Annotated in this window: 13 protein-coding genes; 6 read left to right on the top strand and 7 right to left on the bottom strand. The window is 47.0% G+C overall.

What is annotated here, in order from left to right; all coding sequences use genetic code 11:
* The 4 genes from A596_RS00395 to minC form a co-directional block, all read right to left on the bottom strand.
* Entirely contained in the window at positions 1 to 648 is a 648-nt protein-coding gene (locus tag A596_RS00395) for a 3'-5' exonuclease (protein ID WP_039911861.1), read from the bottom strand.
* 142 nt (positions 649 to 790) lie between these two features.
* The gene (minE, locus tag A596_RS00390) at positions 791 to 1,048 is read right to left on the bottom strand and encodes a cell division topological specificity factor MinE (RefSeq protein WP_039911860.1); all 258 of its coding nucleotides are present in this window, start codon (positions 1,046 to 1,048) and stop codon (positions 791 to 793) included.
* A 3-nt stretch (positions 1,049 to 1,051) separates the two neighbouring features.
* A complete protein-coding gene (minD, locus tag A596_RS00385; RefSeq protein WP_039911858.1) occupies positions 1,052 to 1,861 on the bottom strand; it encodes a septum site-determining protein MinD in 810 nt (269 codons plus the stop codon).
* A 98-nt stretch (positions 1,862 to 1,959) separates the two neighbouring features.
* Complete coding sequence (gene minC / locus A596_RS00380) at positions 1,960 to 2,718, bottom strand: septum site-determining protein MinC (RefSeq protein ID WP_039911857.1); 759 nt, start codon at positions 2,716 to 2,718, stop codon at positions 1,960 to 1,962.
* Between the two features lie 269 nt (positions 2,719 to 2,987).
* Between minC and A596_RS00375 the strand changes: the two genes are divergently transcribed.
* Both A596_RS00375 and A596_RS00370 read left to right on the top strand, forming a co-directional pair.
* A complete protein-coding gene (locus A596_RS00375; RefSeq protein ID WP_235425579.1) occupies positions 2,988 to 4,616 on the top strand; it encodes a DUF3300 domain-containing protein in 1,629 nt (542 codons plus the stop codon).
* Positions 4,617 to 4,789: 173 nt separating this feature from the next.
* Positions 4,790 to 5,347, top strand: coding sequence for a hypothetical protein (locus A596_RS00370; protein WP_039911856.1), 558 nt, complete (start codon positions 4,790 to 4,792; stop codon positions 5,345 to 5,347).
* Between the two features lie 154 nt (positions 5,348 to 5,501).
* Here A596_RS00370 and A596_RS00365 read toward each other — a convergent pair whose 3' ends face one another.
* The 3 genes from A596_RS00365 to pdxR form a co-directional block, all read right to left on the bottom strand.
* The gene (locus tag A596_RS00365; protein WP_052417074.1) at positions 5,502 to 8,477 is read right to left on the bottom strand and encodes a TonB-dependent receptor; all 2,976 of its coding nucleotides are present in this window, start codon (positions 8,475 to 8,477) and stop codon (positions 5,502 to 5,504) included.
* Between the two features lie 235 nt (positions 8,478 to 8,712).
* On the bottom strand, positions 8,713 to 9,843 hold the full coding sequence (locus A596_RS00360; RefSeq protein WP_039911855.1) for a site-2 protease family protein: 1,131 nt from the start codon (positions 9,841 to 9,843) through the stop codon (positions 8,713 to 8,715).
* A gap of 99 nt (positions 9,844 to 9,942) precedes the next feature.
* A complete protein-coding gene (gene pdxR, locus A596_RS00355) occupies positions 9,943 to 11,454 on the bottom strand; it encodes a MocR-like pyridoxine biosynthesis transcription factor PdxR (RefSeq protein ID WP_039911854.1) in 1,512 nt (503 codons plus the stop codon).
* Positions 11,455 to 11,592: 138 nt separating this feature from the next.
* On the opposite strand from pdxR, the gene A596_RS00350 reads away from it, so the two are divergent.
* The 4 genes from A596_RS00350 to A596_RS00335 all read left to right on the top strand — a co-directional run bounded on the left by A596_RS00350 (position 11,593) and on the right by A596_RS00335 (position 15,410).
* On the top strand, positions 11,593 to 12,375 hold the full coding sequence (locus A596_RS00350; RefSeq protein WP_039911853.1) for an aldolase: 783 nt from the start codon (positions 11,593 to 11,595) through the stop codon (positions 12,373 to 12,375).
* Positions 12,376 to 12,410: 35 nt separating this feature from the next.
* Positions 12,411 to 13,325: a 4-hydroxy-tetrahydrodipicolinate synthase gene (dapA, locus tag A596_RS00345; RefSeq protein WP_039911852.1), complete on the top strand. Its 915-nt coding sequence runs from the start codon at positions 12,411 to 12,413 to the stop codon at positions 13,323 to 13,325.
* A 211-nt stretch (positions 13,326 to 13,536) separates the two neighbouring features.
* Positions 13,537 to 14,370 (top strand): CvfB family protein, encoded by an 834-nt coding sequence (locus tag A596_RS00340; protein WP_039911851.1) that lies wholly within the window; start codon positions 13,537 to 13,539, stop codon positions 14,368 to 14,370.
* A 59-nt stretch (positions 14,371 to 14,429) separates the two neighbouring features.
* On the top strand, positions 14,430 to 15,410 hold the full coding sequence (locus A596_RS00335) for a Gfo/Idh/MocA family protein (RefSeq protein WP_039911850.1): 981 nt from the start codon (positions 14,430 to 14,432) through the stop codon (positions 15,408 to 15,410).
* Positions 15,411 to 15,444 lie beyond the last annotated feature (34 nt).

Here is a 15,444-nt window from a genome sequence, read left to right as displayed (position 1 = left end):
TCAATCCAATTCCTTGTCGGTGTTCTTTTGATACAGTTTTAGTAACTGATGTTTGGGAGTTCTGGTCAATTTGAACATGAAATCGAACGTGGGAAATTGCTGTCCATGCCGTACCTGTAATTCATCCAGCATACTTAACCATAAATGTGCGGTTACTTCAGCATCCGCTAGGGCACGGTGATAAATACCTTCGCCAGGTAAATTTTTATAACTGGCTAATGTCGCCAATTGATGATTGGGAGCTGCCTGGTAAATACGTCGAGCGGCTAAAAGGCTACACACAATTCCACCAGAAAAGTATTTTTTAATGCGGCGAAACTCGGCACGCAAAAAACGCTCATCAAAACTGGCATTGTGGGCAACGAGGTTATGACCAGCGATAAACTCATAAAAATCACTCATCACAGCATCATTTTTACGCGCGGCCTTCACCATGGCATTAGTGATACCAGTGAGGTTTTCAATAAATAAAGGGATGCGTATGCCAGGGTCCATCACCTGTTGGAAACGATCAGTAATTTTTCCATTTTCAATCAACACCGCACCGATTTCGATTGCCCTGTCGCCCATGTCCGGCGATAAGCCAGTGGTTTCAAAATCAAATACAACCAAGTGATCTGCCGGTTTTTGCTGAAGGCCAATATTCATAATGCATCCAACCACTGAAAGATGAAGTATTAACAATATACTTTTAAGTAAAGCGCGTCCTATATAAAAAGTACTTTAAATAAAAAAGGACGCACTGTTATCCAATGCGTCCTTTTTCAGCTGCAACAAGGGGCGCGGCTTATTAATCCGGCAAGGTGATATTCAACTCCAACACCGAACAATTATCCGAATTATCCAGATTGACTGTTACCTGATCTGACTCGATATGAATATATTTACGGATCACAGCAATAATTTCCTGTTGCATTTGTGGCAGGAAATCCGGTTGGCTCAAACTGCGTTTATTGCGTTCGTGAGCCACGATAATTTGCAATCGTTCCTTGGCTACGGAAGCCGAGGAAGGCGCGCGTTTTTTGATTAAAAAATCCAGGATACTCACGCTTTACACCCCCAGCAAACGCTTCAGGAAACTTTTCTTTTCCGCTTCCAGGAAGCGGTGAGGAATCTCTTTACCGAGCAAACGATCAACTGCATCGTTATATGCCTGGCCAGCTGGCGTGCTCTCGTCCAGGATAACTGGTGTGCCCTGGTTAGATGCCTTGAGCACCGCTTCTGATTCAGGAATAACACCCAATAACGGAATTGCCAGAATTTCTTCTACGTCATTTACACTCAGCATTTCACCCGCGTCCACACGTACCGGATTGTAGCGAGTCAGTAACAGGTGTTCTTTGATTGGCTCAAGGTTTTGTTCGGCACGACGGGATTTGCTTTGCAGAATTCCCAGGATACGATCCGAATCGCGCACCGAAGAAACTTCCGGGTTGGTCACGACAATAGCGATATCAGCGAAGTATAAAGCCATTAATGCGCCCTGCTCGATACCGGCAGGAGAATCACACACTATAAAATCGAAATCTTTTGCGAGTTCGTTGATAACAACTTCAACACCTTCGCGTGTTAATGCATCTTTGTCGCGGGTTTGCGATGCAGGTAATACGTATAAACCTTCAGTGCGTTTGTCTTTAATCAACGCCTGATTCAGGGTGGCTTCACCTTTAATCACGTTTACGAAATCGTAAACCACACGGCGTTCGCAGCCCATGATCAAATCCAGGTTACGCAGGCCTACGTCAAAATCGATCACCACTGTTTTGTGACCGCGCATGGCCAAACCAGTGCTGATTGCTGCGCTTGAAGTAGTTTTACCAACACCACCTTTACCGGAAGTGACAACAATAATCTTGGCCAAGGGAGGCTCCTTTAAATAACGAATTTTTTAATGACATGAGTTTGCAATACGAGTTCACTATTCTGTAATTAACAAACGCTACTAACGACTGAATTCCGTTAATTACTAACTAGTGCTTCCACCACCACTTTTTCGCCTTTTAGGGAAATTTGTGCCGGCTTTTTCAATAATTCTTTGGGTAGCGAATCCTGCAATACAAAATTGCCGGCAACCGATACCAGCTCTGCGTCCAGTTGCTGGCAAAAAATACGCGCGGTTTCATCGCCCCTCACACCTGCCAGCGCACGACCACGCAAAGTGCCATAAATATGGATGTGCCCATCGGCCAGAACTTCTGCACCTTCACTCACCTGCGTCAGTACAATCAGGTCCGCACCTTCAGCATAAATCTGTTGGCCGGAGCGCACCGGGCGAGTGACTACTTTGCTCTGGCGCTGGACAATCCGCTCTTCAATCACGGTTTCCACCACAGTCTCTACTACCCGCTCAATAACCGTTTCCACAGCGGGAGCGGTTTCCTGTTTGGGCAGTTTGAGCGCACGTTCATTCGGGGTGGGCAAGACCGCCAAACCGGTCTTGTTGACTGGCGCTAACAATACCTCAGGTACACCGCTAAAACCTAGTGGTTGTAAATCCAGTTCACGGCAAATTGTCAGCAAATCCCCGATTTTTTTCAGGTCTTCAGGGTTTTCCAGGCGGTCCAGATTTATCAATACCGGAGAGTTCACAAAGAACTGCGGCGCCTGGGCGATTTTTTCTTTCAGTTCATCCACCAGACTTTTGGGTTCATAGCGGATAATGGCCAGCACTACCACGGTAATAGCGCTGCCTTTTAACTGAAAATTGACGTCAATCATGCGCGAATCTCGGGTTATAGGTCGATTTTGGGGAAGTGCGCCATTATCGGGGCGGCACCCGATTAGTCAAGCAAGAACGAGATGGTCCGATTTAATCTGCCTGCACGATTTATCTTCATGCACAATCAGTTCAGCCTGCATTAAGCGCCGCCCGCCTATATATGAATCAACCTTGGGAATTTCCGTTTCCGGTAATAGCCCAAGATAAAGCTAATAACGCCGTCTACTCTAAACACCCTTAACACGCGCACAAAGCGAGCGAGAAAATCATGAGCCAGTTACTGCAACGCCCCGGCAAACTTGCGTTAACCATCGGCCTGTTATTACCCCTGGTGGTGGGCTGCACAACCAGCCAGGCGGTGGATCGCACCACTTATAGCACCACTGCAGCCCAGGCCAGTTTCAGCGAAGCACAGCTGGATTCCCTACTCGCCCCTGTCGCACTTTACCCCGATACCGTGTTATCACATGTATTGATTGCATCTACTTATCCACTGGAAGTTGTAGAGGCAGATCGCTGGGCACGTAACAATACCCGCTACAAAGGTGATGATGCAGTAGATGCTGTCGACAACCGCGATTGGGACCCAAGCGTAAAAGCGTTGGTCGCCTTCCCCGATATTTTGCGTCGCATGAGCGAAGACCTGGATTGGACCCAACAATTGGGTGACGCCTTTCTCGCCGATGAAGAACGGGTAATGGACAGCGTGCAGAAATTACGTAATCGCGCTTATGCCTCCGGTCATCTGGATAAAGTTGAACATGTGCGCGTGATCCGCGAAGAAAAAACCATCGTGATCGAACCGAGCGTCGAGCGGGTGGTATATGTTCCCGCTTACGATACCCGTGTGGTTTACGGCAGTTGGTGGTGGCCGGATTACCCACCGGTATATTGGAATTACCCCAGTAGTTATGTATTTGTAAGCGGTTTCTACTGGGGGCCGCGCGTTTATATCGGCCCACGCTTTTATTTCAGTGGCTGCCATTGGCGCGACCGCCGCGTTTATGTAGTAGACCGTCACCATCACAGTGGTCATCGCTTTTACGATAGCCGCAGTGTAGTGCGCCATGTTGATGCAACACGCTGGAGCCACAACCCGGTGCATAGACGCGGCGTTGCCTATTACGACAATCCAACACGTGAGCGCTTTAATAGTCCCCGTGAAAGTTTCCGTGATTCGCAATCCTATCGCGCCAATTTACGTGGCGACAATGTGCGAGGGGACAATGTTCGTGGCGATAATCGCGCGCAATGGCGTGGCGATGACCGGGCACGCAATAACCCCAACATTGCTCCCAACCAGGCACGCGACCAGCGGCAAAATCGTTCCGATGAATTCCAGCAACGCCTCGAACGTCGTCAGGCAGGGCAAATTAATACCCCGACCAATCGGGTTGCTGCTGATAATGAACGTGCACAACCACGCGCAGAACAATTGCGTGAACGAATGAATACCCGTACTAACGAGCGCAATTTGGGCACATTGCGGAGTGATGGCCAAAATACACAAGCAAATCGTCGCTGGAATACGGAAAATCGCGATGCTGATCGCCAGGTCAATGGGCAGGAAAATCGCGATATTAACCGCCAACAGGAAAGCCGCACACCGCAGGAGCGATTAAATCCACAGCGTATCGAGCGAACCCAAACCCCACGCCCGGAGCGTTTCCAGCAAGACCGCACCGAGCGTCCGCAGATCCAACGCACAGAGTCGCGCACCGAGCAGCCACGCACAGAGCGTGTTGAACGTTTTCAACAACAACGCACGGAGCGTGCAGAGCAACCACAGCGCGCAGAACGTATGGAAAGGTTTCGCGATAGCGGTGGCGGTGGCGGTGGCAGGGAAAGTCGCCCGTCCAATGAGCGCAGTGAAATTCGCGGTGGCCGCGAACGCTAACGAATTGCACAACTTATAAGCACCGGCAGGATTTTCCTGCCGGGACTAAACAGAATATTCTGAATCCTGCCCATCAGGACACTGTATTTCTCCTCATTCCTGCTTTTATACTATTGCAACAAACCCGCGTCACACTGACCCAACCTTCAATTTCCAGAGTTAATTGAACCCCTATGCAGAACACCGCACCTCTTTTTCGTTTGCTGGCATTACTCGTGCTGGTTTCCGGTTTATTCGCCTGTAGCACCCAAAAACTGGCGCGCGATGAAAACTGGCCCGCGACTATGCCGTCACGCGCGTATTTTGTTGAAGCATTTGAAGCTGACAAAACCAACAAAGAAGTCCAGACACAACAGGAATACCTGACCTGGATTGTGCGTTTTTATAACGGCTGGGAACTCTATGGTCGCGGCTGGACAAAAATGACCAACGAATTGCTGGAACAGATTGACGACCCTGCGCAGGCGAAAGAAATCAAACTTAAAGTTGACCGTATTGGCCGGCAGGTATCTGCCGAGTGGGCGAAAAAATCTGACACTCGCACGATTTATTTGCGCCATGTTTCCATATGGGGCAACGCGTTACTGGAGTCCCTGGATCGCGACCAGGCACTGGAATTGGTAACGCGCGTAAATCAGGATGTGGATGATTTGCTCGCGCACAGAATCAAGCCGGCGGTAATAACCGCAGAACGTTATTTTCCGGCTGATGCGGAAGATCCATTCCTTTAAATAGAATTGAATTGCAAAAAAAAATCCCCGACATGTCGGGGATTTTTTTAAGCCGCTGAATATTGCCTAGCCATAAGGAGTGAATCGAATACGTGATCGAGACATACAAGTCCTTGTATTCACAAGGGCTCCATACGGGCTACAACGTTAGAATTTACCAATTCCAATTGACGCCCAATTTGAGCGTGGCGGGTGGGCCATCAAAAGTATCATTGGGCTGCGCAAAATTAGCTGGTAAATCTTCACCGGGAGCGCCATGCCAATCCTGATAACCACCATAATTTACTGCATTAGTTACGTTGAGAATGTCCAACCGTAAACCCAATTCACTATCGGGCGCTAACCAATTGGTAGGAATTTTTTTACTAAACGCAATATCCAATTGTTTGAAGCCGATGAATCCATTACTTTCCGGTTTAAATGTATTGTATTTACACGCATTCCAACCGGGGCGGCAATCAATTCCCATATAAGTTTTCACACTTTCCAGATTTAGTTTTGCCGAAAAATCCACCCCACCCGGTAAATCAAATAATGCGGCTATCACTAACCGATGTTCCGGAACTGATGTTGAATCGTACCAGGTGTAATCATCCATACTCGGATAGTCCAGCGCGAAGGTTTCACCGGATTTGCGGTTTTCCTGCGCATCTGTATAGGTATATGCGACGGTCACGCCCCAAAAATCATCTGCTTTGGGTTTATCCATTTTGATATACAACGAATCAGATTCCGACTCCAGGCCATTCATCCCAATCAAGCCATTACTGTAACCGGGAATACCAAACCCCCATGGTTGCCCCCAGGTTGCACCCGGCTCAAAAAAAGTGCCGTCAGGGCGACGGTTAATTAGCATCCATACAAAACCATCATGACTTTTTATGTGCGATAAACTCGCTTCCGTTTCCCAAACACCCAGCGATGCGCGTACGCCTAAACTGAATTGATCAGAGTAAGGTGTTTTTAAATCGTTATGCACCAAATAGACTTCACGCCCTGCGCCGCTATTTAAATAAAGCAATTCATCCAGGCCTTCGCGCGTTAAATATTTCGGATTCCAGGTTGCACAGTTGGTTTCAACTGCCGGGTCGCAATTATGTTGTGGATCTTCCGAATCAAAATTAATGCTGTAAGTGGGAAATGTGGCTTTGGTTGCTTCGAGTTGTAAATTATCAAACAAATTGCGGTCATAGGCTCGGCCAGCACCACCAAACAATACCATATTATATTCTGTACCGAAGTCGTAACTAAATCCGGCGCGTGGTTGCCATGCATCGGTAAAAGTATCGCGGTTATTTCCCGTGCTGATGTAATCTTCCACATTCACATTGGAATTATCCAGGTTGCGCCAATTGCGCAATGCCGTAACAACTGCCGCGGGAGTTTGGTAATCAAGATACGCATCTGATTTCTCGTAATCCCAACGTACACCAAGGTTCAATGTCAATCGCTCGGTCACATCCCAATCATCCTGGATATAAATTCCGATTTGCTCATTATCACTGCGCACAGTGCCATCGCCGATTCCCACTAAAGGCGCGCCCCACTCTACACGGTAAGGTTGGGTCCAGGAATAATCAATATTGTAGCGATATTGCGGATTAAACGGCTGTTGCTCTGCCGATGACAGTTCAACCGATTTATATTTAAAGCCGGTTTTAATTTTGTGATTAATGAATGATGTATAAGTAAAATCTTCTTGTAGTCCCCAACCGGATTGGCTCTTTTCCTGGTAGTCGCGCCCGGCTCCGGTATTCAATACTAATTTATCAGCAGCATTAAATAACACCACACCATTTCCCAAGGTATGGGGGCGCGGATTAAACGTGTAATCTTCGTAAGTAATGCGAAAATCATTTAACCAGTTTTCACTGCGCCAGTTATGGCTTAATACCCAACGGGTTTCTTCGTTTTCTTTGTCGGTACCGAAACTCAATACTTCTTGCCCGCCAATGCCGGTTAATTCCGTTTCATCGCGATACTTGGCAGTGAGCTCAAGTTTCTGCTCATCGTTGAGCGCGTAACTGAGCTTGCCGAAAATTAAATCTTCTTCAAAACTCGCACTCACACCACCTAATTGTGCACGAATACCTTCCGGCAATTTAGTGACGTCGTAACTTGAGCCAACAACAACATTGCGCGGGTCATTATTGGTTTTCCCTTCGTAAGCGACAAAGAAATGGAGTTTGTCCTCCATAATAGGGCCGCCCACACTCGCCCCGTACTGGATTTTCCGGCTGGGTGTTTTTTTATATACTTTTAATTCATTGGGATTTTTTTCGCGCATCCCTTCATCGGTATAATCGTAAAAAAATCCGCCTTTAAATTCGTTAGTACCCGACGCGGTTACCGCGACAATAGCGGCACTGCTTAATTGATCATATTCAGCGGAATAATTTTGGGTAATTACTTTATATTCAGCAATGGCTGATTGCGGAAATGGTGTGCCGCGACTCGCGTCTTGCCCGCTAATACCCCCGCGCAATACGTAATTTTTTTGCCCCACGCCATCGATAAATACATTAATAGCATTAGGGCTTTGTGCCCCGCCTTGAATAGTAGTACTACCTTCCTGCCCTTCATTAAATTGCACGCCCGGAGCAAGGTCCGCAAACGCGAGGAAATTGCGCGAGGTTTGCGGCAAGGATTCAATTTGCTCCAGGGTGATATTGGTTCCCACCTCACCGGCCACCGAAACACTTTCCTGGGTACCCAGTACTAACAATTCCTGCACGGGTTGCTCAGCGCTGGTTTGCTCAAGATCAATACTGAAATTGACCTTTTGTCCCACTTTTAAATTGACGGGCTTTTGGCCCTGCAAATTTTTCCCCGCGATACTGATGCGATAAGACCCCGGCGGCAAACCGGTCAGTGTGTAGCTACCATCAGCTTTAGTGATGGTTTTGGCTGTGTGTCCATTCGCTGTGTTAGTGACGGTAACAGCTGCACCGGCAAACGGTTGATCGCGTGTTTCAATAATCCCACTCAAACTTGCGCTACCAATTTGGGCAGAAACAGGCAACGCGATTGTCATAGCCGCTAAAAAGCCAATCGCCGTAGCGAGGACTTTTTTGCGCGCGCTGTGAATATCAGTGGAGGCAAGCAATGGGGACGGGGTATCAGTATACATAAGCGTTTCCTTTTCTTAATTATTGGAGGAATCGATTTTATTCATCATTCAATCGATATTTATCATTAAATCGATATTTATTACTTAACCGGCAGCAATCAAACAACAACCACACACTAAGCAAACCTGATTCCAGTGTAGAACAGAACGTGGCAATTACTGGTTTACACGCATAAAAAAGCCCGTCGTGCGACAGGCTTTTTGTTTTTTTATAGAAAGGAATTTATTTTGAAGATTAAGACGCCAGAACTTTCATCGCGATTTCCGAACCGGGCAATCCATCCTGTGCAATCATTACAATCATTCCTAAAAAGAGTGCAACAATTGCCAAATACCAGAATACGGAAAACCAGAGGCCATACCGATTTAGCGGCGTTATGTCTTCTGCAAGGCCAACCCGCCACCCCGCCACTATATCAATCACACCAATCACAATAAAAAAAGTAATGAAATAAAAACCGAGCTTCCAGGCAAATACAAAACACAATGCCGAAATACTCAGGAGCGCGACCAGCGCCAAATAATTACGACCGGAAAATACCAATGACTTCACGACGCGTCCACCGTCGAGTGGATACACTGGAATTAAATTAAATAAATTTAATAAAGCACTGGTAGAGGCGACCAGGCCGGCGAAATGGCTTTCGGTAGCGAGATAAACAATATAAAACACCAACGTCATGATTAAACCGAACACCGGCCCCATCATGGAAATGTACACATCCTGCCAACGGGTTTTCGGTAAATCACCTACTGCCAACCCACCAACAAATGGAATCAAATACATTCCCTTGGTAGGAATTCCGAATTTTTTCATCGCACGCAGGTGGCCATATTCATGGAATACCAATACTCCAATTAACGCTAATGCAAACTCGACGGTAAACATCACGCTATACACCGCAACCGAGGCCGCGAGCAGCGCAACTTTAACAACCTGTACCGTTTTTAATAATTTAAGTCCAACCAATCCCAATGAAATCCACGAATTACTTTTTGCCGGAACTGGTTTTGCCGGCATTACATCGGTGGCTGCCAATGTCACATGCTCTCCGTCTTGTACTGTCGATTGTTGTCGATCAGGACTTTGCCAATCCTGAACAGATGATAATTCTGTTTCAGCCTCCAGAACCTGCGTACCGCCAATCCACAATTGATAATTTACACGTGCCAGCGACACATTTATTTGAAAGCTGATGCGCACTTCACCCAAATCCGGCAAATCGAAACGATGTTCGCTGACAGGATTAAAGTTGCGCACCTGGGAAACCTGTTCACCGTCCACATTAACGGATTCTTCCCCGGTAGCCGGTGTAGCGGCTACAACAAACTCACGCCCGGCGTAAGCAAAGGTAAATACCTGCATAACACATTAACTCTCTGGGTAAATTTTCAAAAAACCAACGATCAGGAAATAAAAAAGCGCTCTTACATCAGTGCAATAATCCACTGCCATTGTACACATCTATACGGGAAACTGTTGTTGCATCGCCGCAACCAGGGCCGCCAATCCGGATTCCAATTCCTGTTGGTTTAAACTGGCATAACCCAGTCGTAATGCAGGAATGGCTCGCCCCGTTCCGGAAAATAATTGGCCAGGTAAAATAGCTACCCCCTGTGATAACGCGTCGCGCTGCAAGCGTTGCATATCCATGCGCGGGTCCAACGCCAGCCAGAGTGCCAGGCCACCGGCAGGAATCGTAAACGTTGCCGATGGCATTAATTCACTAACCCGCTGCACTGCATAATCGCGCCGTTCCTTATAAATTTTTAATGCGCGTCGCACATGCCGTTTTATTTCACCGGTACGCATCAATTCTGCCACTGCCAATTCGGTTAAGGCGTTCCCCTGTCGATCAATCAACATAATTTCATTCATACAACGATTGATTACCATTTCCGGCGCGGCGATATACCCCAAACGCAATCCCGGTGCGAGCACTTTGGAAAGTGAACCGATATGAATCACACGCCCGTCAGTATCCATACTCGCTAATGGCAGCATAGGGGTGTGGGAAAAATGAAATTCATGATCGTAATCATCTTCGATGATCAGAAAATCGTAACGCCGCGCCAATTCCAATAAACGAATCCTTCGTTCAACGGAAAGCATCACGGTTGTGGGAAACTGATGATGGGGCGTAGTATAAACTGCACTGACTTTGCGTCGCCTGCAAAGAATTTCCAATTCATCCAGATTCATACCTGCACCATCTTGCGCAATATATTCAATCCTGATTCCGAATGAGGCAAACGCTTCGCGTGCAGGAGGATAACCGAGATCTTCCATCACAACACAACCATCACCGCTTGCTGCGTCATTAACAGGCATTTTCTGCATTGCCAACAGGCGCGCACTCAAATAAATCCCCATCTGGCTGCCGCGCACGACACAAATTTGAGTGTTGGTCACACTCATACCGCGCTCGGCCCTGAGCATATCGGCAATGGCATCGCGCAATAATAAATTTCCACGCGGGTCATCATAAGCCAGGCGATTAGCGCGAGCCGAATGCAACAGCGCACGGCGATACGCGCGCGAAAGTACATCAAACGGCACCAGGCGCGCATCGGGCACCCCATCGCTAAAACGAATGGCACCAGGTTTTTCGGCAATGGATTCCAAAAATGCACTGAGGCCATTAGGTGGTAAAGATTTCACAAAGGAATCAGGAATCGGTGCCGCTTTTTTATCTATTTTTTTAATTGTCGGTGCAGGTAAACGCGCAGAAACAAATGCGCCGCGGCGCGCCTGGGTTTCAATCCAGCCTTGTGCAAGCAACTCATCGTAGGCTTGCACCACCGTTTTGCGATTGAGCGACAGGGCATCGGCAATCGTCCGGCTACCGGGTAATGCAGCGCCGGGCAATAAACGGCCGCGCTGGATCTCTTGAATAATCGCCTGCACCAATTGCAAATGCAGCGCCACGCCCGCAGTCCGCTCCAGCACAATGGTCAAATACCAATTCCGCAACATACCCCCTCCATAAACAACCCCATCCACTGGCCCCCTATAAATTACAAAACTGGACGTTTTAAGGGTCCAGAAAACGACGCACTATTACCTCCGAAAACTTTTACGTCAACCACCCCCAGCAGCATAAGGAGCAAAGATATGGCCGATACCCTTACTACGTCGAAAGAGGAACTGGTGCGTCAGTCGCACCGGAAAATGGAACAGTTTTTAGCGCTGCCCCAATGGAATACGCCGGAAAAACTGGCGCTTGCTTGCCGGATTTTATTTGATGCTGGCCATGATTCAGGATTGGCCGGCCAAATTACCGCGCGTGCTAACCAACCCGGCACCTACTACACCCAACAATTGGGCCTTGGGTTCGATGAAATTACCGCATCCAATTTGCTGGTGGTAAATGAAGATTTAAATCGTTTGAGTGGTGAGGGAATGCCTAATCCCGCCAACCGTTTTCATACCTGGGTTTATCGCAGTAATCCCGAAATCAATTGCATCATCCACACCCATCCATTTCATGTGGCCACTTTATCCATGCTCGAAACACCGCTGGTGATTTCGCATATGGATACCACCCCACTCTTCAATGATTGCGCTTTTCTCACGCAATGGCCCGGCATTCCCGTGGGCAATAGCGAAGGCCAAATTATTTCTGAAGCGCTGGGCAATAAACGCTGTTTATTTTTAGCGCACCACGGATTGCTTGTTACTGGCCGCACCGTGGAAGAAGCATTGATGCTCGCGCATTTATTTGAGCGCGCTGCACGTATGCAACTCGCTGCGATGGCGGCGGGCCACATCCAGCCGATTGATGAAACGCTTGCACAGGAAGCACATGACTGGACCTCCACCCCCAAACGCCATCAAGCTTTTTTTGCGTACTACGCTCGTCGTGCATTGCGCAATCACCGTGATTGTTTGCAATAAATTTTTATTTTCCATCACCCACTGAGGATATTTTTATGACTAGAAAAACCGATGTTTTCCAGGGTTCTTTATTTAAAGGAATCATTACCTACCCCATCACACCTTTTTCATCAAATGGCAAAGTGGATACTAAAACGCTGGCCACATTGATCGAACAATTAATCCGTAACGGTTCACATGCGATTGCACCGTTAGGCAGTACCGGTGAAAGCGCTTATTTAAATGATGAAGAATGGACGGAAGTCGCGCAGGCGAGCATTAAAGCGGTAAACAAGCGTTTACCCGTTATTGTGGGTGTATCGGATCTCACCACACAGAATGCTATTAATCGCGCAAAAATTGCCGAAAAATCCGGTGCCGATGCAATTATGGTATTGCCCGCCTCCTATTGGAAATTAACACCCGATGAAATTTTTAATCACTACGCCAAAATTGCCGATGCAGTTTCATTGCCCATTATGGTTTATAACAATCCCGCCACCAGTGGTATTGATATGCCCCCGGAATTAATCGTGCAGCTGTTCAAATCCATCGACAATGTCACTATGGTAAAAGAAAGCACCGGTGACATTCAGCGCATGCATAAAATCCGCTTACTGAGTAATGGCGAGTTACCGTTTTATAACGGCAGTAATCCATTAGCGCTGGAAGCGTTTGCAGCAGGAGCAACTGGCTGGTGCACTGCAGCGCCCAATATCATTTCACAGTGGCCACTAAAACTTTATCAAGCGATTCAAAATAATGACCTCACATCAGCGCGCGAAATATTTTACCAACAATTACCACTGTTGGAATTTATTCTGAAAGGTGGACTACCTACAACGATCAAGGCAGGATTAAAATTGAAAGGACTACCCGTAGGTGAACCACGCAAACCACTGCAAGCACTGGATGAAACAGGTAACAAAAAATTACAATCTTTACTGCAAACACTGATGGAAATTGCATAGAAAATTGGCTGATTAAAAAAGGTGTTTTGCATTAATAAAGAAGGAGTCCATGCGGCTCCTTTTTGTCCATCGGAACTAATAGCCCTGATTGTCACTGAAGGATGCAAGGCCCCATTATATTTCCCCAATCTACCGGTAAAACTGGAAATCCCCTGCTTATAACGCATACACTGTGCACCATCTCATGTACTAGTATCAGCAAAGGTTTTTTATGTTACGGGTAGGCGATCAAAATCGTTTAAAAATTATCAAACGCACTGACTTTGGCCTTTTTCTGGACGGCGGCAAATACGGCAACATTTTATTGCCCAAACGCTATGTCACCGAAGCAATGAACATTGGCGATGAGCTGGATGTATTTATCTACCTGGATTCTGACGATTGTATTATCGCCACTACCCTCACGCCCAAAGCAACTGTGGGCGAATGTGCATTCCTGGAAGTAAAAGAGGTTAACCAGGTAGGTGCATTCCTGGATTGGGGCTTACCCAAAGATTTATTAGTGCCTTATAGCGAGCAACATAAACCCATGGAAGCGGGCCGCTCCTACGTGGTGTGTATTTATCTGGATGAACATACCGGGCGCATCACTGCGTCATCGCGCTTGAATCGTCACCTCGAAGAGCGCGCCAGCGGCTTCCGCACCCAGCAACCGGTTGATTTAATTATCTGTGGCCGCAGCGATATGGGCTATAAAGCAGTCATCAATCATTCCCACCTGGGTTTAATTTTCCGCGATGATGCGTTTCGCACACTGCTTTACGGTGAAAAAGTAAAAGGATTTATCAAGACCATTCGCGATGACCGCAAGATCGATTTAAGTTTGCAACAACGTGCGCGCGACAGCAAAGAAGACCTGGCTGAAAAAATTCTCGCCGATTTACAAAAACGCGGCGGAGTTTCCTTCCTCACCGATAAAAGTGAACCTGAAGCCATCTATAAAGCCTTTAACGTCAGCAAAGGCAATTACAAAAACGCACTGAGTTTATTGTACAAGCAACGTAAAATCCTGATTGAAAAAGACAAGATCACCCTTGTTGAATAAATTCGGGAATTGAAAAATTCCGGATCTAACATAAATCCGTTGTAGCAAGTGAGCAAAGTATGCAAAAAATCCGCTGGGGAATTATTGGTGTTGGCGATGTATGCGAAGTAAAAAGCGGCCCCGGTTTTTACAAGGCGCCGGGTTCAGAATTAATTGCAGTAATGCGCCGCAACAGTAGTAAAGCAGAAGATTACGCCCGACGCCACAAGGTGCCACATTGGTACGACAGTGCCGAAGCATTGTTCGCTAATCCCGATATAAACGCCGTGTACATCGCTACGCCACCAGCGCAACATAAAGATTATGCAATTGCGGCAATGAAAGCGGGCAAAGATGTTTATATCGAAAAACCGGTCACATTAAACGCCGCCGAATGCGAAGACATTATTGCGATTGAAAAAAGCACAGGCAGAAAAGTGACAGCAGCCCATTATCGCCGCCATGTACCTTGCTTTATGAAAATGCACGAATTGATTCGCAATGGTGCAATTGGCGCGCCGCTGTTAGTGCAGTTGGATATGCTGCAGCCGGCAGCCTCAAAAATTATTACCACTACCGATGATAACTGGCGAGTAAATCCGGCGTTATCCGGTGGAGGTTTATTCCACGACTTATCACCACACCAATTGGATTTAATGCTTTATTGGTTTGGCGCCGTCGATAAAGCCAGTGGTTTTGGTTTTAACCAACGGAAGTTTAATAACGCTGATGATGCTGTACACGGTTGGGCAACATTTGAATCAGGCGTTTTGTTGCAGGGGCGCTGGCACTTTGCAGTTGGGGCGGAACAAACACGCGATCAATGTGAAATTATCGGCACCAAAGGCAAATTAACCATCAACTTCTTTGGCCAGCAAGTCATTCGTCTAACCAATACTGATGGCGAAGAAGAAATAATTATTCCTAATCCACAACACATCCAGCAGCCAATGATCGAGCAAGTAAATAATTATTTTCGTGGCGAGCGAAATAACCCCTGTTCAATCAGCGAAGCAAAAGCAGTTATGGAATTGATTGATTGCTTTAGTCATCCGCTGTAAATCATCGCTGTTAATTTGCGTTCCGTTTTTTCAC

Source organism: Cellvibrio mixtus subsp. mixtus J3-8 (assembly GCF_000766945.1).
Classification (GTDB): domain Bacteria; phylum Pseudomonadota; class Gammaproteobacteria; order Pseudomonadales; family Cellvibrionaceae; genus Cellvibrio; species Cellvibrio mixtus_A.
Note: the sequence above shows the minus strand (reverse complement) of the source record. Positions and strands in the feature narration are given on the sequence as shown.